Genomic DNA, 26,556 nt, shown 5'->3' on the forward strand with positions numbered 1-26,556 from the left:
GTTTGAGAATTATACTGCTGCTTCTTTTGATACTGTCGCTGTAACGTCAGCGTCGTATTGTTCTGTGTTGAGCGAGCCGTTCTTCTTAGCCGTTAGAACACCAGACAACATAGAGCCTGAGATGTTTAGCGCTGTACGAGCCATGTCAATCAATGCTTCGATAGACACCAGAATTGCGACTACTGTGATGTCTAGACCCATTATGGTCAGTACTGCTACTGCTGCGAACGTTGCACCGCCACCGACACCTGCGATACCGAATGAAGCAATCGCGATAACAGCTATCAGTTGTAAAATGAAGCTTAAATCAACTGGCATGCCCATTACTTGTGCTGCCATGATGGCTAGCATTGCAGGGTAGATGCCCGCACAACCGTTCTGACCGATACTGGTACCGAATGTCGCTGACATGTTTGCTGTTTCTTCATCTACACCTAGGCGTTGAGTTTGCGTTTCAACGTTTAGCGGAATAGCTGCCATGCTTGAGCGAGAACCGAAGCCGAATACCAATACTGGCCAGATTTTCTTCATGAACTTAGCAGGGGATAGGCCGAACATTGACACCATCACGAAGTGGATGCCGAACATAACGCCAATTGCTACGTAGCTTGCTAGAAGGAAGCGACCCATTTCAGCCAGTGCGAATAGGTCATTCGTCATCATGAACGTGGTCATCAGAGCGAATACACCGTAAGGCGTTAGCTTCAGAATTTCACGAACCATTGAAAGAACCACTTCTTTTGCAGAGTTGATGAAATCAACGAAGTTTTGCACTTTCTCAGGCTTACGATTCTTCACTTGAAGGATACAGTAACCAAGGAACATCCCGAACAGTACAGTTGATAGTGTAGAAGTACGTTGAGAGCCCGTTAGCATGTCGAAGATGTTGGTTGGAATGATAGACAGAGCCATACCAGACAGACCACTGCTCGCCATTGCATCTTGTGTTGCTACCAGTGAATCACCGCGAGCTTCAATCGCACTGTTTGTGCCGATTGTGCTTACTAACGCGTTCGCATCGATACCAAATAGGTAAATACTTGCGATACCAACGGCTGCTGAGATTGCACAAGTGAAAAGTAGAATACCGATGATTTTTGGTGCGATACGAGATAACGCGCCGCCGCCTTCAACGTTCATGATCGAAGAGATCATTGCCACGAATACGAGTGGGATAACGATCATTTGTAGAAGTTTGATGTAGCCTTTACCGAACACTGAAATCAGTTCAGCAAAGCCAGATGTCGCAACGTTACCGACACCGAATACAAGTTGAATCGCGCCACCGAACAGCAAGCCAGCAGCAAGTGCACTCAGTACGCGGAAGTTAAAACTTTTCTTTTGCTTTTTGAAGTTCGACAGCAGTGCGTAGAACCCAAAGAACAGTATGCTTAATCCAATAAATGAAACGCTCATGAGAATCTCCTATGATACCCATTAATAACTAAGTCGGTTATTTTTTGTATGCGATGGCTTCAACTTCAACCAATGCGTCTTTTGGTAATCTTGCTGCTTCAACACAAGAACGAGCTGGTGCGTTCTCTGTACCAAACACTTCTGTGTACACTTCGTTAAAGGCTACGAAGTTCTCCATGTCTGATAGGAAGCAGGTTGTCTTAAGCACTGTGTCCAGTCCCGCATTACTCGCTTCTAATACAGCTTTTAAGTTTTCTAGAGACTGACGAGCCTGCTCTTTGATACCGCCCTCAACAAACTGCATGGTTTCTGGAACGAGAGGTAATTGACCTGATGTATAAACCATGTCGCCGTAAGACGTACCTTGTGAGTAAGGGCCGATAGCTGCAGGTGCTTGTTCAGTGGCAATGATCTGTTTCACGATGTAACTCCTAAATTATTGGTTTTATTCTGATTTAAATTCACGGATAAACTTGTAAACCGCCTGTCGGCTGATCCCAAGTTGCTCTGATACTTGTGTAGTCGTCTCTTTTAGCTCAAATACGCCGTTATCAAATAAACAACGAATGATGGCTTTATTGCGACCTTTGGAAGAAACCGACTCGTCTTGGTCAACCTCGTTAATGGCTGAACTCAATGCTTGTTGAATCACGTCGTTTGCATTGTTGCTGAATGTCTCGCTGACAATGGCTTGCGGCACATTGCACTGCGGCATCAGCGTTTTGACGATTTCTGGAAATGGGAAAGATAAGTTCATGTTGATACACAGCATGCCGATCGGCTTTTGTTGTGGACCAGCCAATACGCAGGTAGTCGATTTTAGTAGGGATCCGTCTGCTGCATTGGTGAAGTAGCTTTTTGGAGAAACTTCGCCAGTCTTCTCGAATGCACTCCACATGCGTAAACCTAAATCGGTGATCGGTGAACCAATTTCACGCCCCGTGTGGTGACCATTGACGATCTTCACAACAGAGTTTTCTAAGCTTTCAAAGGAGTGAATGACCACCTCACAGTAAGGGCCAATCAAGTCAGCAATTGTGTCCGCTAAGCGGAAGTAATTGCTTAAACATTCTCTGTCTTCATCGGTGAATCGAACTTGTTTTACATTCATGATTTCGGTTTACATTTTTGAACTCAATGACTGAAAACTACTCCTTTGGTGGTATTTCGGCAAGATGCAGTAAACTTCTGTAAACCGACAAAAAGCGTTCAAAACATCAACGAAAATGGAATTTTGGATCTAAATCACGAGTGAAATTTGAACAAGATCACCAAAGATAGCCAAAATAGGTTTAATTTCTTAAACCCTATCAAAGTTTACATATTTAAAATCAAAGGTTGCGTTATTGAATGTTTTGATGATCTAGGACAAGTTCTACATTCAGCTAAAACACGCTTTGCAAACTATTCATCTGGTTTTCTTTAGATTGTCACTTTTGAGCGATAAGGTGAGCAGGTGATGCTGCCTTTTACTATAACTGTATTTAAATTATTCGAATTTTCTAGAAGTGTGGATTTATGAACAAAGCGGTTTGGGGGTTAGCCCTTGGCCAGACATTGCTCTGGTGTTGTCTCTATTACGTTTTTCCGGCGATGCTTCTGCATTGGGAGCAAGTACACGACTGGAGTCGTTCTGAATTTATGCTTGGGCTGACATTGGCTGGGCGCGTGATGTGGTTGTTGGTTGATAAACACTGGTCGATCATGCGAATCACTGTCGCGTGCTTTCTGAGCATCTGTTGTGCGACCTTGTGTTTGATTCTGTCTGAGAATGTTCTGTATCTAGTGTTCGGTTTTGTACTCTTACAAGGTTCCGCTTATGGTGTGATGAGCATTGTGAAACCACTGACGACTCGTGAGGTGATGGGGGAAGTTAACTTTGGCTCTTTAGCGGGTGCAATGGCGGTACCTTATTTGTTGGCGTTTGCGTTATCGCCATACTTTGGTGCGGTTATCTGGCAGATGGGTGGTTATCAATGGGTACTGTGGAGTATCTTTGGTAGTGCAGTTGTTGGTTTTATCTCTATAGTCACCGTATCAAGGTTACATTTAGCTCGCTCTCAGCCGTCTTTATCGAAAATATAAGGTTTACTGACAACGTAGATTTTTCCGACAACATAGAGTGCCGTCGATTTAGACTTTGACCAACCTGTATTGTTATCGCTTTAAAATGAATCACTTAATCACTTAATCACTTAATCACTTAATCACTTTGAGCACTCCTTTATGGGGTGCTTTTTTGTATGTGAATTTAGCAGTTATTGGAGGTGTGTATCTATTGCTTGGAGAACACCAAGACGTTGCCATGTTTATTGAGCTTTTTATTGTCAAATTACTGTGAATTACGTCCGTATATAAGTTGATATTCCCCTTCAAATCTCTCCTGATTTTGGTATTTAAAACAGCGAGTTAAGCTTGTCTAGACAAGTTGTCTGACCGATTGGAATATTTCATTTCTGCAAATAAACCGACACGTAACTTTAATAATCAGACGTCAAAGTGGCCTTAAATCAAACAGGGACATTGACGATGAATAACATCATTGAAGTTAAGAAGGTCAACAAAACATTCGGTTCGAACAAGGCTCTGAATGGCATCAACTTGACGATTACAAGCCGCAAGATGACAGCGCTACTTGGCCCATCGGGTTCAGGTAAATCTACGTTGCTTCGCCATTTAAGCGGCTTAATCATCGGAGACAAAAGCACGGATTCTCAAATCAACGTGCTTGGTCAAACGGTACAAGCGAATGGTAAGGCAGACAACAATGTCCGCAACATCCGTTCGCAAGCGGGTTACATCTTTCAACAATTCAATCTTGTTAACCGCTTATCTGTGATGACCAATGTACTGATTGGCGCACTGAGCTCTACTCCGAAGTGGCGCACTCTGACAGGTATTTTTACGGTTGAGCAACAGCAAGAGGCGCTTGAAGCATTGCGTCGAGTTGGCATGGAAGATTTCGCAGATCAGCGTGTTGGCAACCTCTCCGGTGGTCAGCAACAACGTGTCGCTATCGCACGCGCACTGATGCAGAAAGCCAAAATCATTTTTGCCGATGAACCTATCGCGTCGCTTGATCCAGAATCCGCGCGCATTGTGATGGAACTGCTTACGGATATCAATGAGAAGGAAGGCATTCCTGTCATCGTCACACTTCATCAAGTCGACCACGCCCTTAAGTACTGCGAAAACATCATCGCGCTTAAAGATGGCCAAGTGTTTTATGAAGGGAAGAGTGCGGAATTAACCAAGCCTCAGCTTGAAGACCTATACCGTTCGAAAAAATCGACAAACACACCACACATCCAATCTAACGACGTGCTCGCTGCGTCTTTTTAAATATCAGGGAAATCAAGATGTTTCATTCAATGAAATCAGGAATTAAGAAGGCAGTGACACTAGCGACTGTATTGATGACCACACTCACAGCTGGTCACGCGGTGGCAAAAGATTCAATCAACTTCGGCATTATCGCGACCGATGCACAACAAAACTTGCGCAGCCGCTGGGAGCCTCTTCTGGATGACTTAGGTAAAGCGTTAGGCATGCCAGTGAACGCCTATTTTGCTCCTGACTATGCTGGCATCATTCAAGCGCAGCGTTTTGGCAAGGTTGATTTTGCTTACTATGGAAATAAGGCAGCGATGGAAGCTGTTGACCGTGCAAACGCTGAAGCCTTTGTTCGTTACATCGATGAGGATGGTTTACAGGGTTATTACAGCTTACTGATTGTTAATGCTGAAAACGACAATATCAACACACTTGAAGATGTTTTAGAGCAACACAAAACACTCAAGCTTGGTAATGGCGATCCTAACTCTACTTCGGGCTTTCTCGTCCCGAATTTCGAAGCATTTGCCAACAATGGCATCTCCGCGAACGACTTCCACCGCAATGTGACCGCAAGCCATGGCGCTAACGTGATGGCGGTAGCGAATAACCAAGTCGATGTCGCAACTAATCACACCATGAGTCTTATTCGCATTGAAGATCAGAACCCTGAGCTGCTTAGCAAGCTGAAGGTGGTTTGGCAGTCAGAGCTTATCCCATCAGATGTAATTACCTACCGCAAAGATTTAGACGAAGGCTTGAAACAAAAGGCGCGTGATTTCTTTGTCAGCTACGGAAAACAGCCAGAGCAGCTTAAAAACCTAAATCAACTGGCTTGGTCTGGCTTTGCTGCTACTGACAACAACCAGCTACTGCCTATTCGTCAAATGGAAGCGTTCAAGAAGCTGGTTGAAGCTGAAAACAACAGCAACCTAAGCGAGAAAGTGAGAGCCGATCGTATGGCGCAATACCAAGCCGAAATCGACCAGCTGCAAACAGAAATTGATGCGCTGAAAGGTTAATCCAATTCCCCCTGCGCCGCTGTGAGCGGCGCAATAAAAGAGTATGAGAACAATGACTGCAATGACTCAAAGTTACGAGCCTTCATCGAAGCTGTCGATTAAAAACGGCGTGATTGCTGTGATAGCGCTACTGGTCCTTAGCTGGGCGTGGCAAGGCGCAGAAATGGCACCAATGATGTTCTTCGAACACCCAGAGAATATGGTTCAGCTGGGCAAAGACTTCTTCCCCGCGGATTTCAGTGAAAGCAACGTGTACCTCAGCGAAATGCTGGTGACGATTCAAGTGGGTATTTGGGGAACCGTGTTATCGATTTTGTTAGCGATTCCATTTGGCATTTTGAGTGCTGAGAACCTGATGCCGAGTTGGGTGACATTTCCAATTCGTCGCCTGATGGACTGTTTACGCGCTATCAACGAAATGGTGTTTGCGATGCTGTTTGTGGTTGTTGTTGGATTGGGCCCGTTTGCAGGTGTGATGGCGCTGTTCATTCACACCACAGGCGTGCTTGCCAAACTATTTGCAGAAGCGATCGAAGCGATTGAACCCGGCCCAATGGAAGGGGTGAAAGCGACAGGTGCAAACCCTATCGAGGTGATTCTTTACGGTGTGATTCCACAAGTGATGCCACTTTGGATTTCTTACTCACTGTATCGCTTAGAGTCGAACATTCGCTCGGCAACGGTTGTAGGCATGGTTGGCGCGGGCGGTATCGGTGTATTGCTTTGGCAATCTATCTCAGGTTTCCAGTTGCAACAAACTGCCGCAATTATGGCGATTGTTATCGTGACGGTAAGCATTATCGACTTCGTTTCTCAAATCATTCGTAAGAAGTTTATTTAGGCATCTTAGATGTCTATTTAAAAGAACTTGTCTAGATAAGTGATTGAATTTTAGGAAAGAAAACCCTTATGCCCGTTTACTTAGATATTGCCTCAGAGCTGGAAAAGGAAGTCAAAGACCACTTTGTGCCGGGTGACTACTTACCACCTGAATCCAAATTGGCTGAACGCTTTGCAGTGAATCGTCACACGCTTCGCCGCGCAGTCGATGAACTGGTGTCAACGGGCCTGATTCAACGCCATCAAGGCAAAGGCAACATGGTGATTCGTCAGCCAAGTGAGTATCGACTTCACTCGGGCGCACATTTCACCAAGAACCTGATTGAGCAAGGGGCAATGCCAAGATGTGAGGTGCTTCAGTCTCGCCTTATCAATGTATCACCCAAGATTGCGGGTTACTTGAAGGTGGAAGAAGGGAGCAAAGTTATTCATATCCGTACCCTGCGAAAAACCGGAGATACGCCGAGAACCATCATCGACCACTACTTACCGAACTTGGAGTGGTGGCCGATTCTCAAGAACTTCACCAACGGTTCATTGCACCAATTTATTCAGCGTGGTTTGGAGACTGATTTAGAGCGAAAAGAGACTCGAGTGGGCGCGAAAATTCCAACCAATGAAGAGTGTCGTTTATTGCAAATCAGTACCAGTACACCGCTACTCAAAATTAAAACCACCAACGTAATTAAAGGCACTCAAGTAATAGCGGAATTCTCGAGTTCCAATACCCGTGCCGACGCAACCGAAATAGTAATGGAGCACTAAATGACAGCTTTGAAAGAGCGACAAAAGTGGATGTCAGTACTCGCGCAGAGCCAGTTTTCAGAATTGAAAACGCGCTGGGAAGCATTAGGGCTAGACGCAGAATACGCCATGGTTCGCCAACCAGAGATTGGTTTAGCACAAGTCCGTGCACGTATGGGCTCAACAGGCCGTCAGTTCAATATGGGGGATGTCACGATTACTCGCGCCGTCATCAAGCTAACAAGTGGAGAGCTTGGGTACAGCTACCTACAGGGACGAAGCAAGCCTCATGCAGAGCTAGCCGCTGTTGTTGATGCCTTGATGCAAAACGGACAACAAGCCGAGGTGATCAACGCGCAACTTATTGAGCCGTTGGCTGCGATAAAGCACGAACGAGACAGTCAACGTCGTCAAGAAGTGGCGTCAAGCAAAGTGGACTTTTTTACCATGGTTCGCGGAGAAGACTAGGCCCGTGAAGAAGACTGGCTTAGTAAAGAAAAGCTTCGCTCGTAAGCAAAATAACCACATGTCATTCAAGAATAAGATTAACGAATTAAACAGGTTAGAACGAATTCAATGAGTATGATTTCTCCTGCATTTCAAGATGCAGTTCATGACAGCCAGCAGTGCTTTCGATTATTGCTCAAGGCTATGTCAGAACCCGGCACCGTAGTAACACTAAACCGTTGTGAAGGCTTTGGTTCAATGATGAGTGCAGCGGCACAAACACTGCTTTCAATGGCCGACCACGCGACGCCAATTTGGCTATCTGAGACATTAAAAGCCGATCACGCAGTGACTGAAAACATCAAGTTTCATGTTGGCGCACCGATTGTAGAACAGACTCAACAAGCGAGCTTTGCTGCGATTTCAGCACAAGATCTACAGGATGTTGATTGGTCAGAACTGACATTCAATCTCGGTAACGAAGAGTACCCAGATACCTCAACAACAGTTGTGATAGAGGTTGATAGCTTAACGTCTGGAGCTGAGCTGTCTCTGAGTGGCCCGGGTATTCAAAGTGAACAAGCTGCGTTTTTTAGCGGATTACCGGCGGACTTTGTCGCTTACCTCAAAGAGCGTCAACTATTGGTGAAGTTTCCATTAGGTGTCGACTTTATCTTTGTAGCGGATCAGCAAGTGCTGTGTCTGCCTCGTACAACCAAAGTGGAGGCGACATCATGTACGTTGCTGTAAAGGGTGGAGAAAAGGCCATTAGTCTGGCGCACCAACTGCAAGCTAAGAAGCGTCGCGGAAACCCAAAGCTGCCAGAGTTGACCGTAGAGCAGATTCAAGAGCAGTTGTCGGGTTCGGTAGACCGAGTGATGACGGAAGGCGGCATTTACGACAAACAACTCGCGGCATTGGCAATCAAACAAGCAGCCGGTGATTTGGTTGAAGCTATTTTCTTGTTGCGTGCTTATCGCACCACTTTACCTCGCCTGATTACTGCTCAACCCGTTGATACCAATACAATGCGAATTGAACGTCGTATTTCGGCAACCTATAAAGACCTACCTGGCGGTCAGATCTTAGGCCCAACCTACGATTACACGCATCGTCTGTTGGATTTCAGTTTGCTTGCTGAAGGTGAAACTCCGCAGCTCCCTACTCATGATGTGACTGAGTCTGAACCTTGCCCGCAGGTATTGGGCATTCTTGAAAACCTCGACATGATGTTGACCGAAGAAGACGACCAACAGGCTCCCGAAGACATCACCATGAATCCGGTGAACTACCCATGCGACCGCAGTGCACGTCTACAAAACTTGGTGCGTGGCGATGAAGGCTTCTTGTTGGCACTAAGCTATTCGACTCAGCGTGGTTATGGTCGAAACCACCCATTCGCGGGCGAGATTCGCACCGGTTTCTCAACGTTATCGATTGAACCTGAAGAGCTAGGTTTTAGCATCGATATTGGTGAAATTGAGCTGACTGAATGTCAGATGATCAACGGCTTTGTTGGCAATAAACAGCAGAAAGCCAAACTGACTCGCGGCTACGGCTTAACGTTTGGCGCTACTGAACGTAAAGCAATGTCGATGGCGTTGGTTGACCGTTCTTTACAAGCCGCAGAATACGATGAACCCGTCGATGGCCCAGCTCAAGATGAAGAGTTCGTGCTTTCTCACTCAGACAACGTAGAAGCTGCAGGCTTTGTGTCTCACCTAAAACTTCCTCACTACGTCGATTTCCAAGCTGAACTGGAGCTGCTTAGAAAAATGCACAAAGAGCACGATGAATTGATGGCTCAACAAGGTGATGACGAACAAGGTAATGAAGTACAAGGAGATCAGGCATGAACACAGCAACACTTAATGCACCGATAGGTAACGCTTCAGCGACGTTAAATACCGACGAGAAAGCATCTCACAGCCCAGCAGGAGCGACGGGTTATAACTATGGCTACCTTGACGAGCAAACCAAGCGAATGATTCGCCGTGCCTTACTTAAAGCGGTGTCGATTCCGGGTTACCAAGTGCCGTTTGGTGGTCGTGAAATGCCAATGCCTTACGGGTGGGGTACTGGTGGTGTGCAGATCACCGCTGCGATTATCGGCCAATCAGACACGCTAAAAGTGATCGACCAAGGTGCAGATGATACTACCAATGCGGTGTCGATTCGTGAGTTCTTCAAGTCTATCGCCAGTGCAAGTACGACTGAGAAAACCACGGAAGCGAGCATCATCCAGACTCGACATCGCATCCCAGAAGTTGATCTTCAAGAAGATCAGATCTTGGTCTATCAGGTGCCAATCCCAGAGCCACTTCGCTTCATCGAGCCACGTGAAACTGAAACTCGCAAAATGCATGCGCTGCAAGAGTACGGAATCATGCACGTCAAATTGTATGAAGACATTGCTCGTTTTGGTCATATCTCAACGGCTTACGCTTACCCAGTGCGAGTCAATGATCGTTACATCATGGATCCATCGCCAATCCCTAAGTTCGACAACCCGAAAATGGACAACATGGCCGCACTACAACTGTTTGGCGCGGGTCGCGAAAAGCGCATTTACGCCGTTCCTCCTTACACCAAGGTTCAGAGTTTAGATTTCGAAGATCATCCGTTTGAAGTTCAGAAGTGGGACGAGCCGTGTGCGATTTGTGGCTCAACGGATACCTTCCTTGATGAGGTTGTTATGGATGACCAAGGCTCACATATGTTTGTTTGCTCAGATACGGATTACTGCCGTGAGCAACAAGGGTCTAGTCATAAACAGGAGAACAACGCATGAATGCGGTAACGAACATGAAACACGAATGGAATCAGTCAGAGCAACCTCTGTTGTCTGTCTCTAACCTCACTAAGTTGTATGCGCCTGGTAAAGGTTTCCAGAACGTATCTTTCGACCTCTACCCCGGTGAAGTCTTGGGTATTGTCGGGGAGTCTGGCTCTGGCAAAAGTACCTTATTGAAGTCACTTTCTGGCCGCCAAACACCAGACAGCGGTGAAGTGATCTACTTACGTGGTGACGCGGATAAGCAAATCTCACAACTTGAAGACTTATACCAAATGGCAGAAAGTCAGCGTCGTCACTTGCTTCGTACCGAGTGGGGCGTGGTACATCAACATCCAATGGATGGTTTGCGTGGCCGAGTATCGGCGGGTGGCAATATTGGTGAGCGCCTGATGGCAGTGGGTGAACGTAACTATGGCGAAATTCGCGAGAAATCAGCGAAATGGCTCGGTGATGTCGAGATCCCAACGGATAGAATGGACGACATGCCGACGACCTTTTCTGGAGGTATGCAGCAAAGATTGCAGATCGCACGCAACCTCGTGACTCACCCTAAGTTGATCTTTATGGATGAACCAACAGGCGGTTTGGATGTGTCTGTTCAAGCCAAGTTGCTTGATCTTCTTCGTCGCTTAGTCACAGAGCTTGAATTAGCTGTGGTGATCGTAACCCACGATCTTGCTGTGGCTCGTTTGCTTGCACATCGGTTAATGGTGATGCGCCGCAGTGAAGTCGTCGAAAGCGGCCTTACTGATCAAGTGCTTGACGATCCTCAACACCCATACACACAACTGCTGGTTTCTTCTGTATTGCAGAATTAAGGACGATGACATGAATACTAAACTAACCGTAAACAACGTCAGCAAAACCTTTGTGCTGCACAACCAAAATGGTGTTGAACTGCCAGTTCTCACTGGCGCGAACTTCTCGGTAGACAGTGGCGAGTGTGTGGTTCTGCACGGCCACTCTGGATCAGGTAAATCAACGCTTCTGCGTGCGCTGTATGCCAACTACTTGGTGGATTCTGGCTCGATTAATATTGTGCATAAGGGCAACACGCTAGACCTTGCCAAAGCAACACCAAGAGAAATCATCAACGTACGTAAACACACCATAGGTTGGGTGAGTCAGTTCTTACGTGTGATTCCACGTATCAGTGCATTGGAAGTAGTGATGCAACCTATGTTGGAAATGGGTGGCTGCGCGCAAGAAGCAGAACAGAGAGCCAAGTTACTGCTGACACGCTTAAACGTGCCAGAGCATTTATGGCATTTAGCGCCTGCAACCTTTTCTGGTGGTGAACAGCAGCGTGTGAACATCGCACGTGGTTTTATTGTTGATTACCCAATCCTACTGCTTGATGAACCAACGGCTTCGCTTGATGCGACTAACAGTGCGGTCGTCGTGAGTTTGATTGAAGAGGCCAAAGCGGGCGGCGCTGCAATCATCGGTATCTTCCATGACGAAGCGACACGAGACTTGGTCGCTGATCGTCTATACGACGTGAAGCGACAACAAGACATTTCACCAAAACAACTTACTACAGCGTGTGCGTAAAGGGAGCTGACGCAAATGATTATTACCAACGTAAATCTGGTGCTTGAAAATGAAGTGGTACGGGGCTCGGTTGAATTGCGAGACGGCGTAATTGCCAACATGTCTGATTCGACAAGCCAACTACCAGGTGCTTTTGATGGTGAAAATGGCTTCTTGATGCCGGGCTTGATTGAGCTGCATACCGATAACCTAGAGAAGTATTTCACGCCAAGACCCAAGGTGAACTGGCCGCCGCTTTCAGCAATGAGTGCACATGACACTCAGCTAATTGGTTCAGGCATCACTACAGTGCTTGATGCGGTTGCTTTAGGGGATTATCGAGATGGCAATCGTCAAGAGAACCTCGATCAGTTTATTAATACTGTAGCCGAGAGCCAGAAACGCGGTCTAACTCGTGCTGAGCATCGTATTCACTTGCGTTGCGAAGTGCCGCACTCAACCACGGTTGGTCTGTTTGAGCGTTACGTGAACATGCCAGAAGTGCAGTTGGTGTCTTTGATGGACCATGCGCCCGGACAGCGTCAGTTTGTAAACCTAGATAAGTATCGAACTTACTATCAAGGAAAGTACAACATGACGGATGCTGAAATGGCGGTGTACGAAAAAGACCAAGTTGCTCAGTCAGAACGTTGGTCGAAACAGAATCGTGATGAGATTTGTCGTCAGTGCCGAGAGTTGAACATTCCAACGGCAAGTCATGATGATGCAACTAGCGCGCATGTGACGGAATCTAAAGAGTTGGGTATGGTCATCGCAGAGTTTCCAACCACAGTTGAGGCAGCGAAGCGCTCTCACGAATTAGGATTGAAGGTAATGATGGGTGCGCCAAACGTGATTCGTGGCGGTTCGCACTCGGGTAATGTCGCAGCGCATGAACTGGCGTCTTTGGGCGTGTTGGATATTTTGTCTTCTGATTACTACCCAGTGAGCTTGTTAGATGCGGTATTTACGCTAGTGAATGATGAACGCAACAACCTCGATGTAGCACAAGCGGTGCAATTGGCGACATTGAATCCTGCACAAGCTCTTGGCTTAACGGACCGTGGTGTCATCGCAGAAGGTAAGCGTGCCGATCTGGTGCTAGCGCATCGTTTAGATGATCACCAGCTGGTATCTCGTGTGTGGCGTGAAGGCAAGAAGGTATTCTAATCCATGTCTAAAGGTTACTCATTTGATGTGAATGGGGTGGTGAACGCTGCCCCTAAAGCTGACAAACCGGGCCAGCTTTATTACGTAATTGGTCCTTCTGGAGCAGGGAAAGATTCAATTATCTCGGCGCTACGAGAGCAGTTTGTTGAAGACTTGGTGGTCGCTCATCGCTACATCACACGTGCGGCCGATGCTGGTGGCGAAAATCATGTAGAGCTCAGTGATGATGAGTTTTTTATTCGCTACTCGCGCAATATGTTTGCGATGAGTTGGCAGGCACATGGTATGAGCTATGGCATAGGTCAAGAAGTTCACCAATGGATGGATGCGGGCTTAAGTGTCGTGGTCAATGGATCACGTGCGTATTTGGATGCAGCCAGAGACTTATTTGGCGAGCGGTTAGTTCCCGTTGTAGTGAGCGTTAAGCCAGAGGTCTTAGAAGCCCGCTTACGAGCCCGCGGACGAGAAAATGAAGCTGAGATTGCCCTTCGATTGCAACGTGCGGCTGACTATTGTGTGGATTCAGAATCCACTCTAAATAACACGCTGTGTATTGATAACAGTGGCACGCTTGAACAGAGCATTGCGCAGTTTGCTCGGTTAAAAGAGCAAGCTGAAAGGCTCGCAGAACCAGCAGGCGGTGTCGCATGAAGCTGACCATGTTAGGCACGGCCAACAGCGCGATGGTGCCAGTTTACGGGTGTGATTGTTCGGTTTGTGTTTCTGCCTTTGAAGACCCAAGTTTAAGACGAGAAAAGTCATCAGCGTTCCTTGAACATAATGGCAAGTTTCTGCTGTTGGATGCTAATGCGCCTGACCTGATGCGCCGGTTTCCTGCAGGATCGATTGACCAGATCTTATTGACTCATTACCACATGGATCATGTTCAGAGTTTGTTTGATCTCCGATGGGGTGCAGGCGATAAGATCTTGGTGATTTCTCCTGATGATCCTCTGGGTTGTGATGATTTCTATAAGCATCCGGGTATCCTAGATTTTTCACAGCGTGCTCAAGCGTTTAAGTCGTTTGATTGGCAGGGAATAAGCGTAACGCCATTGCCACTCAATCACTCTAAACTTTGTCTTGGTTATTGCTTTGAATTTGATGGAAAGCGATTAGCGTATTTAACCGATACAGTAGGGCTGCCGAAGCAAACCGAGCGTTGGTTGAAAGAGTTTCCCGTTGATTGGTTAATCACCGATTGTAACTACCCACCAATTGAAGATCCTCAAGTTCGATCGAACTCAAACCACAATGACTTCCACCACATATTAGACATCGAAGAAACCTGTCGACCGAAAAACCTAGGCTTGATTCATGTTAGCCACCATATGCTTGGCTGGGCTGCACAACATCCACAAGCCTTTTCACAGCGATTGCGCATTCTCAACGATGGCGAGGAGATAACCCTATGAGCCAACCGCTTTCCCCTACCTTAAACTGTGAACCTAGCGTTGCTGAAAGCAGCAAGCTGCACAACGTTGAACTTGGGCGTTGGACTGAAATTGCTGACCGTTGTGTGTTAAATAACGTGTTGGTTGGGGATTACAGCTATATCCAAAACGACTGTAATCTGATGTTTACCGAGATTGGTAAATTCACATCAATTGCAGCCGCGGTTCGCCTAAATCCGAGTAATCACCCGTGGTGGCGTCCAACGCTGCATCACTTCACTTATCGCCCGGGTAAGTATCAACTAGGTGAAGATCCCACTTCATTGGACGATGAGGTGTTCTCATGGCGTGAGGAAGACAAAGTGCACGTTGGACACGATGTGTGGGTTGGTCACGGCGCTATCGTGCTTCCGGGTATAACAATTGGCAATGGCTCGATCGTTGGCGCGGGTAGTGTGGTGACAAAAGACGTGCCGCCATATTCGATTGTGGTGGGTAACCCTGCCAAGGTGCTACGCCCTCGCTTTGATGATCCTAGCTATGGCGAGAGACTAGAAAACCTTGAATGGTGGCATTGGGATGATGAAAAGCTAGCAGAAGCATTGCCACTTTTCCAAAAAGATTGCGGTGAGTTTTTGAGTCACTTTGAATAAACTTAAACGCGATATCCTTTCACTCTGAAAACTAAAAAAGCAGCCTAAGTGGCTGCTTTTTGTGTATTTAACAACTAAAAGATAACAACTTGCTAGTGTATTAGTTGGCTAACTTAGCCTCGACTTGTCCAAGCGCGCGTCGGTACATAAACCATGCACAGGTGCCGGCAAGTATATTGCCTACCATCGCACCCCAGAAAAGACCTTCAATCCCTGCTAGCTGAGAGCCAATCCACAAGCAAGGCAAGAAGAAAGCAAACAGGCGCAGTGATGAAATCGTTAATGCGGTGTAAGACTTGCCCAAAGCGTTAGAGATAGAAACCATCAACATACAGATACCCAGTGGCCCTAAACTGATTGGAACGATCAGTAGGTGATAGTTCAGAATCGTTGATACTTCGTTGTCACTGGTCATGAGGTTCGCTAACCCGCCAGAGAACAACCACGTCACTAGTGCTATCACTAATTGGAAACTTAACACGAACATCACCGCGATCTTGACTAGCTTGCGTATGTTTTCGAGGTTTTTCTCTCCCAACATGCGGCCAATCATAGGTGGCATCGACATAGTCAATGCTAACACAGCCACAATGGAGAAGAATTCAAAACGAGAACCCAACGCCCAAGCTGCAACGGCAGTGGTGCCATAGCCAGCAAGCAGTTTGGTGGCGAGCATCGAAGAGACTGGCGGTAGCAGTTGACTGATCATGGCAGGCCCCATGATGTTTCCAATAGAGCGAACACTCTTGCCGATATCAAGATCGTGCCAGTCGAATGTCACCCAATGCTTCTTAGTCACCTTAGGAGCAACGATAAAAATACCAGCGCCGAACGCCAAGATGGTCGCAATGGCGGCTCCGTTGATGCCCATGTCGAGCGTGAAGATGAAAATCGGATCCAATATCAAGTTGATGATGCTGGTGGCGATCATCATTGAACCGGGAAGCATGGTATTGCCATTGGCACGACACACACTGTAAAAAAAGTAGAGCAGTGCCCCTGTCCAAGAACTCATCAGCCAATAGATCCAGTAAGAATCGATGATCGGTAATACCGTCGGTGGCGCATCAAGCAGCTGTAAAATTGGTCCTCTCAGCAGATAGATGATGACGGAGAACAGCGCGACACTTACGCTTCCCATCGCAACCACTAACCCGCCAAGTTGTTTGGCGTAGCGTATCTCGTTAGCCCCAATAGCTCTCGCGATAACCGCGGTTGTCGCAATCCCTAACCCTACCTGAACACCAATGATGATCATCTGAATTGGCAGCGTGAAACCTTGAACTGCGAGCGGTAGCACACCTAACTGGCCAATAAAAGCACTGTCTACAAGCTGGAAGCTCATCAGGGAAAGCACCCCAAATAGCATTGGCCATGTCATTGTATAGAGTTGTCGGCCAAGAGAAGGCGAGGGAGTTGCGGTAGTAGAATTCATAACACTCTTATTATTCTTGATAGTCGATTCACTTTATTGATGAACCTCTCAATGAAGATTTGCGCTAAGGATAACGTAAGGTCAGTAAGATACCAATAAATGACGGGAGATCTATGGAGTACGAAAATTTCGTAGTTGCGTTGATTGGTTAAATAATTAACTTGTACGGGTAAGGTTTTAGTGACCAATTTTATAGAACCGTATCTCAAACCTCATTTATTTTATAGGCTTATCATTTCTGCTTGATGTAATTCCAATATCTATAAACTAGTATCGTTTAATAAGCATAGGAGTTGAGTTTAACTAAACCCATATTTGAGAATGAACTAAATATGTCAGGGACAGAAGATATTCAGATCACAGCGGATCAAGCAAGAAAAAACAAAGCTAAGGTATTGGCGAAGATAAACCAGCAAGGAATCATGTCTCAAGGTTTCCGCTTAGTAAATGTCGAAGACTACAATCAAAGGCTTCAGGCGTTAAAACAGAAGATAGAAAACTTCGACTACTTAAACGCCGCGAACAAGCAACAAGACCAAGTGATATTAGACATCATGACTCAAAAAGAGAAAATTAATGATTACTTGGATGACGCAACGAGCCAAAAGTTTGCCAATGGAAATCTAGACTTTGGTGCTCGAAATCAGGTTGCTAATGCGACACTTAAGAAAAAGCAGCTTTTTATGATGTTTATGGAGACGGTTGAAGCTCAAGAAGCGCTGAAAGAATACGCCATAAAAGTTGCTTCTGTCTGTAATGGCACGTTGAAACAGCCACCTGGTGCTTACTTAGGTGTTAAAGATTTTCATGGTGCGTTAGATAAAATTACCAATCGTAAACGCCATTATGATATTGGCGATCTAAAAGATGCAGCGCGAATGACGATCGTTTTTGAAACCATGCAAGATATGGTTGCTGCCAAGTCCATCATTGCTCTGTCAACAGAGTTCGACAAGCTTAAGCACCATCAATCGGCGATGAAAGATCGTTATGGCACCAGTAAAGGTGAAAAAGCCAAATATAACTGCGGTGCAACGGATGCCGGATACAAAGATATTAAGTTCTTCCTAGAAATGGAAAATGGACACATTGGTGAACTGCAACTCAATACCAAAAATATGATGGTGGCGAAAAAGAACGGCCATATCATTTACGATATCCTACGTGACGGCGGGACACTGGACAAACCATTCACTATTACTAACACAGAGGTACTCGCCAAAGTGTCTCGTAACATGAATGAAAAGTGGTTTAACTTTATGAACACTCGCGTTCCAAAAGCAAAAGAGGATATTGCTAAGGTTCAACTCATCGTTAACCGTTTGAATCAAAATCTCTCCAATGGCATCAATTCGTTGCTAGTGACTTTAGGTGATATCAAAGTCCTATCCAGTGTTAGTCTTTGCATCTATGAGCAAGGTGATAATGCACGAGCGTTACTAGATTAACGTCGTCGGTGTCACCCGCTCTGTGAGTTAATAATTAGTCCGACCATTAGGTCGGATTTTTTGTTGCTGAGTTCTGGATCTGACGTCGATAATCTGGGGCTGTTTGTCCAACCCAACCTTTGAATGCTCGATTGAAATTACTCAAGTCGCTGTAACCCACTTGCCAACTGATCTCTTGAACTGAAAGGTCAGTCTCTTCGAGTAGCTGTTTTGCTTTGGTTTCCCGAACTTGTTCTTTGGCTTCTTTAAAAAGAATGTCTTTACTCTTTAGGTTTCTCTGTAGCGTTCGTTTTGTCATGCCGAGCATGGTCGCAAACCACTCAATATTGAACCAAGGTAAAGTCGAATAAGTGTTTATCAGTGTGTTGACTGCTTGATGCCAATCTTGGGTACTATTTTGTTCTGAGATAGCGCGATAGTCATCGGGAAGTGGGATCGCAATCGCCCCATATTGCTGCTCAAACTGAATATCAGAATCAAAGAAATGTTTGGGTAATTTACGTGCGCTGTTGTAACTAGAGACAAGCTTGGCGTGTGATGGTTGCCAACTTTCGTCCATAAACCTACGGCATAGGGTAATCACTGTAAGGGATCTAAACCATTCGGATTGTTCAAATCCAGAGGTTGATGGATGATAGCAACTGCGATGACATAGCCACCACAATCCCTCTTTTTTCTCCGTCCATATCGTGACGTGGTTGTTCAAATTAGGCATTTCAGCGATCAAACAGCGAATGGCTTGTTCTAACGAACTGCATTTTTCTATCTCATAGTGCAGCTGTGGTGACAGTTGTTCCAGAGAGGTTTTTCGCCCAACCTCAATACCAATCGAATAACCAAACTTACGCTCAAGTCGATGAATAAAAAGAATTAAATCTTGGGTAGGAAGCCATTGGTTAGATTGTGTTAGCTCAATTGGTAAGCCGCACTCGATAGCGACACTACGCCAATCAAGCGCTCTCTTATCGCAATACGCAATGTATGGGGCAATATTACTGGTAGAGCTCAATAGTATGTTAGTTATGTTCGATGATACTTTCATTGTTGTTAGTGTTTACCTATAAATGTCACCAAATGACCTAATTAAGTGTAGCGTAACTCCATATACTTCTTCCAACCCAAAGAGGAGAAGAATATGAAACTTACACCCATTGCCCTATTTATTTCATCACTTGCCATTTCATCGATGGCTCTTGCAGAAAACCCAGTAGAAGCCGCGCTTAAAATTGAAGGCGCGCAGGTTACTCTACCTGTGAAAGATGCTCATCAATCTTTTAGTCCTGGTTTCGTTGATTCAGCTCGCGAAAATTTCAATAACTTCCATTGGCAAATGGGTGGTGATCACAGTGTCTACTACAACATGCACATGAGTGAATTTTTGCCGACGGCTCTTGCTGCTCCAAATGCTGAATATAAACCATTGGTTAAAAATATCGATTCACGCCTTGCTAAATTAACGGTAAACACCGAAACCAAAGGTGAACTGACGATGGAGCAATATCTAGCGGATGAGCAGTTCAGAACTCAAGGCTTCATGTTAATTCACAAGGGTGAAATTGTTTATCAGGCTTACCCAGGCATGAGCCCAACAGACACCCACGTTTGGGCGTCAACAGCGAAAACGACAGTAGGCGCAGTAGTAGCAATGTTGGTTGAAGAGGGAAAAGTCGATCCTGAACAAGACATTACTCACTATGTTCCCGAACTCAAAGCAACTAATTGGGAAGGCATCACTGTTCATCAGATTCTCAATATGTCGACTGCGCTAGACAACGAAGAAACGCTTGAATCGATACTGAATCCTGATTCTGACGTAGTGCGTTTCTTTGCTGCATCGTTTAATTCACCAAGAGCTAAAACCGGTGAGATGGAAACGTGGATGAATGTTGCGAAAGGAGCACAGCAGCTAGAGGGTGAAAAAGCGGGTGATCATTTCCGCTATGCCTCTATCAATACAATGGTTTTGACCAAGCTAGTAGAAAACATTGAAAACAAGACTTGGACCGAGGTATTTGAAGACCGTGTTTGGTCTAAAGTACATGCTCGTCAGCCTATGCAGTTCAATCTAACGCCAGATGGAATGGCTATTGCCGTAGGCTTGGTTTCGACGACCTTAGAAGATATGGCGCGTTGGGGAACACTATTTACACCAAGCTGGAAAGCAGTCGCTGATGAACCTGTGATTTCACAAGCGGTGATTGATCGCATTCATAATGGTGGCGATCCGAAAACCTTCGAAGGCACTAGTAAAGAGAGCAGTTCAGTTCATGCTTTTAATGAAAAAGCCGACTACAACGCTTATCAATTCGACTATGTGTTCAATGACGGCGCGATGTCAAAAAGTGGCAACCTTGGCCAGTTCATTTACATCGATCCGGAACGTGATTTCGTAGGCGTGATGTTCTCAACCAACCCATACCACTCTGGTTTTGGTGAGAATAAAGGCCCAGCACTAATGCGTTCAGCTGCAAAACTAGTTGCAGACAAATAATCTATTTATTACCCAACAGGATGTTTCAGGCTTCAAGGAGGAAGCAAACGACTTTCGAGAGATATAATGAAAAAGCTTGCTCTATTAATCCCGTTGAGTTTAGGTCTAGCCCTTCCTGCACATGCAGATTCAGATACAGAACGAGTTATCGACCCTGCTGATGTCACCAAAGTTTATACTCAAGCTGCATTGATGTTGAATGGTAGCTCAGATATTCAATTTCAGGGACAAGTCTCTGGCGGCTTAGACAACGGCCAACAGTTTGCCCTACTTGCTGAAGCGACGTTTGTCGATGAAAGTAACACAGCGCTTCGCGATCCAGACCAGTTTGGCACTGAGTACAGTAACTCTAGAGTCCAGTATTTCCATGTCTTTGATACGGGTACTAAGGCGACGCCTAAAGTGGGTCTTTCATTAGACTACATTAATACGCGTACTAGCATTAAAAACGATTTGTTGTCGGTTGGTGGAGTTGTTGCGATTAATCCTGCTTACACTGGTGGTTTCCTACTCTTTCCAAGAGCAGGGCTGATGACGGGTAGTATGGAGATCCCTGGTATTACTTCATCTAAAGATGACCTAACGGGATACTCGCTTGGTTTGATTACAGCGAAACATCTCGGTGACTCTGGCGCTTATGTATCTCTAGTACCTGAGTGGCAGGACCTTTCTGGCGATGACATCGATATGCAGAATTTCTCATTTAAAACATCATTAAATGTACCGATGAACAGTGCAAGAACTTGGTGGTTGAATACGCGTTATGACATTACCAAAGCAGATGTTGATGTGAAAGGTGTGTCAATGCCGAATGATTGGCAAACCGAGGCTTGGATTGGTGTGAGATACTACTTCTAACCCCCTAGCTTGCTAACATGCAAAGATCCTAAAAAAGCCAGTCATCGTGACTTAATGCCGTTCGGATAAGCATTACTGCTTGAACCTAAACGGATATTTGGCTGGAACAAAGAGGACTGAACGTGGAAACGTTCGGTCCTTTCTTTTATCCGGAAGAATGAAGTGACTCAGACTTTCTCTCATCCTTTTAAGTTTGACTGGTAGGGTTCCGTCTGGGCTTAAAGCTAGCCAACGTAATTGCGCATCAATAAGGTTAATTGCGGCGGTAAAACTTACCCTAGTTGCTCGAACCCCGGCTTCTGAAGCTATCTTAACCATCTCTAATCGCACTAAGTTATAGGCAAGTAATACGCCCCAAAGCTCTTGCTTCACTCCGGCAGAAAAACGACTTCGTAAAGTGACGTGACTTTGCAGTTGAGTCTGTTTAATTTCACCATAACCTTCTTCTATCTCCCAGCGTTGCCAATAAATACGCAGCAGGCTTTCTAGCGAGTATCTACTAGGGTCTGTAAGTGAAGTAATAAAACCTTTTATCTCACCTTTTGGCTCTTGATATAGGACTAATCTGGCTTCCCAACGTGCGGGTAAATTCGGATTCTGCCGTTGAGCTTGAGGAGAGATAGGCATTGAGATGAGCATGTCGTTCTCAGCATATTTCTCCAACACTTCATAGCGTAGCTTACGTTTTGCAGGCATTAACCAGTGAGCATTTTCCGCACTCTCTTGCCACGACAACAAAAGGTCTGCCGAGAAATAACAACGATCAAATAAGGTCAATGAGTGTGCGGGGATATCATTGAATAGGCGCTTGGCTAGGGTCGTTTCACCGACATGACAACCATCAAAAGCTGCCCCCATAATCATTCGTGTTTCTGTTGACATCAAAGCGACTAAACGAAGTTGAGGGTAAGGTTTCAATTTTTTAGAGATGAACCCAAATTCTTCAGCGTTCTCTGTGGAATCTTGACACCTAAATGTTGTCCCATCGACAGCAAGAACATTAAGCCCTAAGTCTTTGTCTTGTTGAAGGATATCTTCGCGCCAAGCCTTTACCGTTGTGTGAAACAGAGCCGCTAACGGACTCTCATCTAGACGTCGGCGTGAATCAGTTAGGACACTGGGTGCAACACGAGACCAACTATCTTCAGGTTTAGGCTGAAGTGCGATGTCTAATGAACTGCATACCTCTTTGATAGACATGTTGCGTTGCAGTCCCATCCAAATAACTAACCAGACAGCTTGCTGAGCGGGAAGTCGGCGTCGTCTTATGCTCGCTTTATTGGTTTCAAGAAGAGCTTGTTCTATCCACTCAATCTGAATGGCGTCGACGACAGATTCATAATTGTCGGCATCTTCAATGGTCTCGTGTGCCATTGCTAATTCTTGTTCAAGCATAAAAAAAATCCCCATCAACGTTGTTGATGGGGATTATCTGCTAACTGCAAGATCGTTCAAGTCTTCTTAAACGATCGGCATTAAGTCATCGTGACTGGCTTTTGTCGTTTAGGTATCGCACGAAGCGTTATTTATTTGCTACGTTGCCCAGTTTCAACCAGGTGTCGATAACCGTATCTGGGTTCAACGAAACCGAGCTGATGCCTTGCTCCATTAACCATTCAGCTAGGTCATCATGGTCAGATGGGCCTTGGCCACAAATACCCACGTATTTACCTGCTTTAGCTGCTGCATCGATGGCCATTTTCAGCATCGCTTTAACCGCTGGGTTACGCTCATCGAATAAATGTGCCACGTCACCTGAATCTCGGTCTAGGCCAAGTGTAAGCTGCGTCATGTCGTTCGAACCGATAGAGAAACCATCGAAGTACTTCAAGAACTCATCAGCCAAAATCGCATTGGATGGAAGCTCACACATCATGATGACTTTCAAACCTTGGTCGCCGCGACGCAGGTTAAACTTAGCCAGAATGTCGATAACCGATGCCGCTTCGCTTGGAGTACGAACGAATGGAATCATGATTTCAACGTTCTTCAATCCCATTTCGTTACGAACACGTTTCAGCGCTTGAGTTTCAAGCTCGAAACAGTCTTCAAAGACTGGAGAGATGTAACGAGATGCGCCACGGAAACCCAGCATTGGGTTCTCTTCATGTGGTTCAAACGTTTTACCGCCAACAAGGTTGCTGTACTCGTTCGACTTAAAGTCAGACATACGTACGATCACACGCTTAGGCCAGAATGCAGAAGCGATGGTCGCGATGCCTTCTGTTAGCTTGCTTACGTAGAAATCGATAGGATCTTTGTAGCCACGGATGCGCTGGTTGATTTCTGCTTTGATCTCATCCGTTTGCTCATCGAAGTTCAGCAGCGCTTTAGGGTGAATACCGATCATCTTGTTGATGATGAACTCAAGACGAGCAAGGCCAACACCTTCGTTCGGGATTTGAGCGAAGTCGAAGGCGCGATCTGGGTTACCCACGTTCATCATTACTTTGGTTGGCAGCATTGGTAGCTCATCAACCTCAGAACGTTTGATTTCAAAGTCGAGTTTGCCGTTGTAAACGTAGCCGGTTTCGCCTTCTGAACATGACACTGTTACTGTGTCGCCGTCATTCAGGCTGCTTGTCGCTGTACCACAACCAACAATTGCAGGGATACCGAGCTCACGAGCAATGATTGCTGCGTGACAAGTACGGCCGCCACGGTTAGTCACAATCGCAGACGCTTTCTTCATCACAGGTTCCCAGTCTGGGTCTGTCATGTCAGTGACTAGCACGTCACCTTCTTGAACCAGTGACATTTGGTCTAGAGAGTCAACCAAGCGAACAGGGCCAGAACCGATACGTTGACCGATAGCACGGCCTTCAACTAGTACATCTGCCTTGTTGTTTAGCTCATAACGCTCGATAACGTTTTGGTCGCTTTGAGAACATACGGTTTCAGGACGAGCTTGAACGATGTAAAGCTTGCCGTCGATGCCATCTTTTGCCCACTCAATGTCCATTGGACGTTGGTAGTGCTTCTCGATGATCATCGCTTGTTTTGCTAGTTCTTTGATCTCTTCATCGTTCAGTGAGAACTCGTTACGCTCTTGAGTATCAGTGTCGATGATATCAACTTGCTTGCCGATCTCTTGGTTGGTTGAGTAGATCATCTTGATCAACTTAGAACCAAACGTCTTTTTAACCACTGGGTAGTGACCCGCTTCTAGCATTGGCTTGTGAACATAGAACTCGTCTGGGTTCACAGCGCCCTGTACAACCATTTCGCCGAGGCCCCAAGAAGAGGTGATGAATACCACTTGGTCGAAGCCTGATTCAGTATCAAGCGTGAACATCACTCCTGAAGAAGCTTTGTCTGAGCGAACCATACGCTGGATGCCCGCAGACAATGAAATGCCTCGGTGGTCAAAGCCTTGGTGTACTCGGTAAGAGATCGCGCGGTCGTTAAACAGAGAAGCGAACACGTGTTTAGTCGCTTCGATAACCGCATCGATACCTTTCACGTTAAGGAAGGTTTCTTGTTGGCCTGCAAACGAAGCATCTGGAAGGTCTTCAGCCGTTGCCGATGAACGAACCGCAACAGACAATTCTTCGTTGCCTTCAATCAGCTCGCGGTAGTTATCACGGATGTCTTGCTCTAGTGATTCTGGGAATGGTGCGTCTAGAACCCATTGTCGAATCGTTGCACCTGTCTTACGCAGTGCGTCAACGTCTTCAACATCAAGTTCATCAAGGAGTTGGTGAATGCGCTCATCAAGACCTTTGTAGTCAAGAAAGTTATTAAACGCATAAGATGTGGTAGCAAAACCATTAGGTACTGATACGCCAGCGTTGGCTAGGTTAGAAACCATCTCGCCAAGTGAAGCATTCTTACCGCCGACTTTGTCGACATCTTCCATGGAAAGGCCATTGAACCATAGGGTGTTATTTTGCATTTATTTCTCCAGAAACATAGCAAGCATTGTAGGGATTTAAAGGCAAACGATTACGTATCAGTTTAAAAAAATGTAAATTATTTTTTAAAGCTGTGGGGGACGTAATAGTCAGCAGGGTTTTATTATCTATATTATGGTTCCCATCCTACTCAAAATAATTTTAAACATTAAATAAAAAATGCAAATTGATATTCAAAGTCGTGATGTATTCTATGTTTCTGATGGAACGGCCATAACATGCGAGACTTTAGGGCATGTTGTTCTAGGTCAATTCCCATTCAAAGCCAATGAAAAAACCTTTCCGTTTGTGGAAAGTGAGGACAAACTTTCTGATTTATTAAAAGAGATCGAAATTTCGTATCGCGATACCGGGTTAGAACCGTTGGTGTTTTTTTCGATTGTGATTCCCAATATCAAAGCGAAATTGCTAGAAGCACCCGCGCACTGTTATGACGTGTTGGAGAGTATCGTTCAAAAGGTTCAGGATGATATTCAGATGGCACCTGTGCCTAAACTGCAACGCTCACGCAGTGTGAATAAGGATTCGGTCAAGTATTTCGACCGTATTGCTGCGATTGAGTACACACTCGCACACGATGATGGCATCACGCTCAAAGGGCTGGAAGAAGCCGACATCATCTTGTTGGGTGTCTCTCGCAGCGGTAAGACGCCAACGAGCTTGTACATGGCAATGCAGTTTGGTTTACGCGTCGCAAACTATCCGTTTATCCATGATGATATTGCTCGCTTAAGGTTGCTACCGGAATTTGAGATATATCGTCATAAGTTGTTTGGTTTGACGATTGATGCGGAAAGGCTAACCGAGATTCGAGAAAATCGATTGGCAGGTAGTGAGTACGCGAGTGACTCTCAATGCTTGTATGAGCTGCAAACGGTAGAAGGGTTGTTCCGCCGTGAAGCGATACCTTACATCAACACCTCGTCACTGTCTGTTGAGGAGATTTCGACACGAATCTTGGAACGTACAGGGTTGAGAAGGCGCTTGCTCTGATAAAGGGAATTGAGTGTATAAAGAAACGAGAATCTCATTCGGTGAGATTCTCGTTTTTACTTGTTACT

At 45.7% G+C, this 26,556-nt stretch carries 26 protein-coding genes; 19 read left to right on the forward strand and 7 right to left on the reverse strand.

All coding sequences use genetic code 11. The features are described from left to right. Positions 1-9 precede the first annotated feature (9 nt). Genes ITG09_23850 through ITG09_23860 form a run of 3 tightly spaced genes read right to left on the reverse strand, consistent with a single transcriptional unit; the run spans position 10 to position 2,527 of the window. Positions 10-1,416: a cation:dicarboxylase symporter family transporter gene (locus ITG09_23850; protein UPR54381.1), complete on the reverse strand. Its 1,407-nt coding sequence runs from the start codon at positions 1,414-1,416 to the stop codon at positions 10-12. Between the two features lie 37 nt (positions 1,417-1,453). Continuing rightward, on the reverse strand, positions 1,454-1,837 hold the full coding sequence (locus ITG09_23855) for a RidA family protein (protein UPR54382.1): 384 nt from the start codon (positions 1,835-1,837) through the stop codon (positions 1,454-1,456). Positions 1,838-1,861: 24 nt separating this feature from the next. Continuing rightward, complete coding sequence (locus ITG09_23860) at positions 1,862-2,527, reverse strand: PAS domain-containing protein (protein ID UPR54383.1); 666 nt, start codon at positions 2,525-2,527, stop codon at positions 1,862-1,864. Positions 2,528-2,934: 407 nt separating this feature from the next. Here ITG09_23860 and ITG09_23865 point away from each other — a divergent pair, with 407 nt between their 5' ends. The 15 genes from ITG09_23865 (at position 2,935) to ITG09_23935 (ending at position 15,349) form a co-directional block, all read left to right on the forward strand. Beyond that, positions 2,935-3,501 (forward strand): hypothetical protein, encoded by a 567-nt coding sequence (locus ITG09_23865; GenBank protein ID UPR54384.1) that lies wholly within the window; start codon positions 2,935-2,937, stop codon positions 3,499-3,501. A gap of 444 nt (positions 3,502-3,945) precedes the next feature. After that, positions 3,946-4,758, forward strand: a complete 813-nt coding sequence (phnC, locus tag ITG09_23870; protein ID UPR54385.1) for a phosphonate ABC transporter ATP-binding protein — start codon at positions 3,946-3,948, stop codon at positions 4,756-4,758. 17 nt (positions 4,759-4,775) lie between these two features. After that, positions 4,776-5,771: a phosphonate ABC transporter substrate-binding protein gene (gene phnD, locus ITG09_23875; protein ID UPR54386.1), complete on the forward strand. Its 996-nt coding sequence runs from the start codon at positions 4,776-4,778 to the stop codon at positions 5,769-5,771. 52 nt (positions 5,772-5,823) lie between these two features. Further along, the gene (gene phnE / locus ITG09_23880) at positions 5,824-6,612 is read left to right on the forward strand and encodes a phosphonate ABC transporter, permease protein PhnE (GenBank protein ID UPR54387.1); all 789 of its coding nucleotides are present in this window, start codon (positions 5,824-5,826) and stop codon (positions 6,610-6,612) included. Between the two features lie 68 nt (positions 6,613-6,680). Beyond that, complete coding sequence (phnF, locus tag ITG09_23885; protein ID UPR54388.1) at positions 6,681-7,376, forward strand: phosphonate metabolism transcriptional regulator PhnF; 696 nt, start codon at positions 6,681-6,683, stop codon at positions 7,374-7,376. Then, positions 7,377-7,823, forward strand: coding sequence for a phosphonate C-P lyase system protein PhnG (phnG, locus tag ITG09_23890; GenBank protein UPR54389.1), 447 nt, complete (start codon positions 7,377-7,379; stop codon positions 7,821-7,823). It begins immediately after the preceding gene. Between the two features lie 108 nt (positions 7,824-7,931). Next, positions 7,932-8,552, forward strand: a complete 621-nt coding sequence (phnH, locus tag ITG09_23895) for a phosphonate C-P lyase system protein PhnH (GenBank protein ID UPR54390.1) — start codon at positions 7,932-7,934, stop codon at positions 8,550-8,552. After that, positions 8,537-9,658 (forward strand): carbon-phosphorus lyase complex subunit PhnI, encoded by a 1,122-nt coding sequence (locus tag ITG09_23900; GenBank protein ID UPR54391.1) that lies wholly within the window; start codon positions 8,537-8,539, stop codon positions 9,656-9,658. Before phnH ends, ITG09_23900 begins: the two co-directional genes overlap by 16 nt. Continuing rightward, positions 9,655-10,593, forward strand: a complete 939-nt coding sequence (locus ITG09_23905; protein ID UPR54392.1) for an alpha-D-ribose 1-methylphosphonate 5-phosphate C-P-lyase PhnJ — start codon at positions 9,655-9,657, stop codon at positions 10,591-10,593. Before ITG09_23900 ends, ITG09_23905 begins: the two co-directional genes overlap by 4 nt. Further along, positions 10,590-11,417, forward strand: coding sequence for a phosphonate C-P lyase system protein PhnK (gene phnK, locus ITG09_23910; GenBank protein ID UPR54393.1), 828 nt, complete (start codon positions 10,590-10,592; stop codon positions 11,415-11,417). The genes ITG09_23905 and phnK overlap by 4 nt, the downstream gene beginning before the upstream one ends. Positions 11,418-11,427: 10 nt before the next feature. Then, entirely contained in the window at positions 11,428-12,153 is a 726-nt protein-coding gene (phnL, locus tag ITG09_23915) for a phosphonate C-P lyase system protein PhnL (protein UPR54394.1), read from the forward strand. Positions 12,154-12,168: 15 nt separating this feature from the next. Beyond that, entirely contained in the window at positions 12,169-13,302 is a 1,134-nt protein-coding gene (gene phnM, locus ITG09_23920) for an alpha-D-ribose 1-methylphosphonate 5-triphosphate diphosphatase (GenBank protein ID UPR54395.1), read from the forward strand. Between the two features lie 3 nt (positions 13,303-13,305). After that, on the forward strand, positions 13,306-13,953 hold the full coding sequence (phnN, locus tag ITG09_23925) for a ribose 1,5-bisphosphokinase (GenBank protein ID UPR54396.1): 648 nt from the start codon (positions 13,306-13,308) through the stop codon (positions 13,951-13,953). Next, positions 13,950-14,717: a phosphonate metabolism protein PhnP gene (phnP, locus tag ITG09_23930; GenBank protein UPR54397.1), complete on the forward strand. Its 768-nt coding sequence runs from the start codon at positions 13,950-13,952 to the stop codon at positions 14,715-14,717. Before phnN ends, phnP begins: the two co-directional genes overlap by 4 nt. Beyond that, the gene (locus ITG09_23935) at positions 14,714-15,349 is read left to right on the forward strand and encodes an acetyltransferase (protein ID UPR54398.1); all 636 of its coding nucleotides are present in this window, start codon (positions 14,714-14,716) and stop codon (positions 15,347-15,349) included. Before phnP ends, ITG09_23935 begins: the two co-directional genes overlap by 4 nt. A 100-nt stretch (positions 15,350-15,449) precedes the next feature. Here the strand turns inward: ITG09_23935 and ITG09_23940 are convergent, their stop codons facing one another. After that, the gene (locus ITG09_23940; GenBank protein UPR54399.1) at positions 15,450-16,784 is read right to left on the reverse strand and encodes an MATE family efflux transporter; all 1,335 of its coding nucleotides are present in this window, start codon (positions 16,782-16,784) and stop codon (positions 15,450-15,452) included. A 332-nt stretch (positions 16,785-17,116) separates the two neighbouring features. Between ITG09_23940 and ITG09_23945 the strand changes: the two genes are divergently transcribed. Continuing rightward, positions 17,117-18,232, forward strand: coding sequence for a hypothetical protein (locus tag ITG09_23945; protein ID UPR54400.1), 1,116 nt, complete (start codon positions 17,117-17,119; stop codon positions 18,230-18,232). 46 nt (positions 18,233-18,278) lie between these two features. Here ITG09_23945 and ITG09_23950 read toward each other — a convergent pair whose 3' ends face one another. Further along, positions 18,279-19,274, reverse strand: a complete 996-nt coding sequence (locus ITG09_23950; protein UPR54401.1) for a helix-turn-helix transcriptional regulator — start codon at positions 19,272-19,274, stop codon at positions 18,279-18,281. 93 nt (positions 19,275-19,367) lie between these two features. Between ITG09_23950 and ITG09_23955 the strand changes: the two genes are divergently transcribed. Continuing rightward, positions 19,368-20,723: a beta-lactamase family protein gene (locus ITG09_23955; protein ID UPR54402.1), complete on the forward strand. Its 1,356-nt coding sequence runs from the start codon at positions 19,368-19,370 to the stop codon at positions 20,721-20,723. A 66-nt stretch (positions 20,724-20,789) separates the two neighbouring features. Beyond that, the gene (locus tag ITG09_23960) at positions 20,790-21,581 is read left to right on the forward strand and encodes a hypothetical protein (protein ID UPR54403.1); all 792 of its coding nucleotides are present in this window, start codon (positions 20,790-20,792) and stop codon (positions 21,579-21,581) included. A gap of 72 nt (positions 21,582-21,653) precedes the next feature. Here the strand turns inward: ITG09_23960 and ITG09_23965 are convergent, their stop codons facing one another. Together ITG09_23965 and ppsA are read right to left on the reverse strand one after the other, a co-directional pair. Continuing rightward, the gene (locus tag ITG09_23965; protein UPR54404.1) at positions 21,654-22,976 is read right to left on the reverse strand and encodes an IS4 family transposase; all 1,323 of its coding nucleotides are present in this window, start codon (positions 22,974-22,976) and stop codon (positions 21,654-21,656) included. A gap of 127 nt (positions 22,977-23,103) precedes the next feature. Continuing rightward, positions 23,104-25,476, reverse strand: a complete 2,373-nt coding sequence (gene ppsA / locus ITG09_23970) for a phosphoenolpyruvate synthase (protein UPR54405.1) — start codon at positions 25,474-25,476, stop codon at positions 23,104-23,106. Positions 25,477-25,654: 178 nt separating this feature from the next. Between ppsA and ITG09_23975 the strand changes: the two genes are divergently transcribed. Continuing rightward, entirely contained in the window at positions 25,655-26,488 is an 834-nt protein-coding gene (locus tag ITG09_23975) for a kinase/pyrophosphorylase (GenBank protein ID UPR54406.1), read from the forward strand. The last annotated feature ends 68 nt before the right edge of the window (positions 26,489-26,556 follow it).

The organism is Vibrio cyclitrophicus, assembly GCA_023206055.1.
Taxonomy (GTDB): domain Bacteria; phylum Pseudomonadota; class Gammaproteobacteria; order Enterobacterales; family Vibrionaceae; genus Vibrio; species Vibrio cyclitrophicus_A.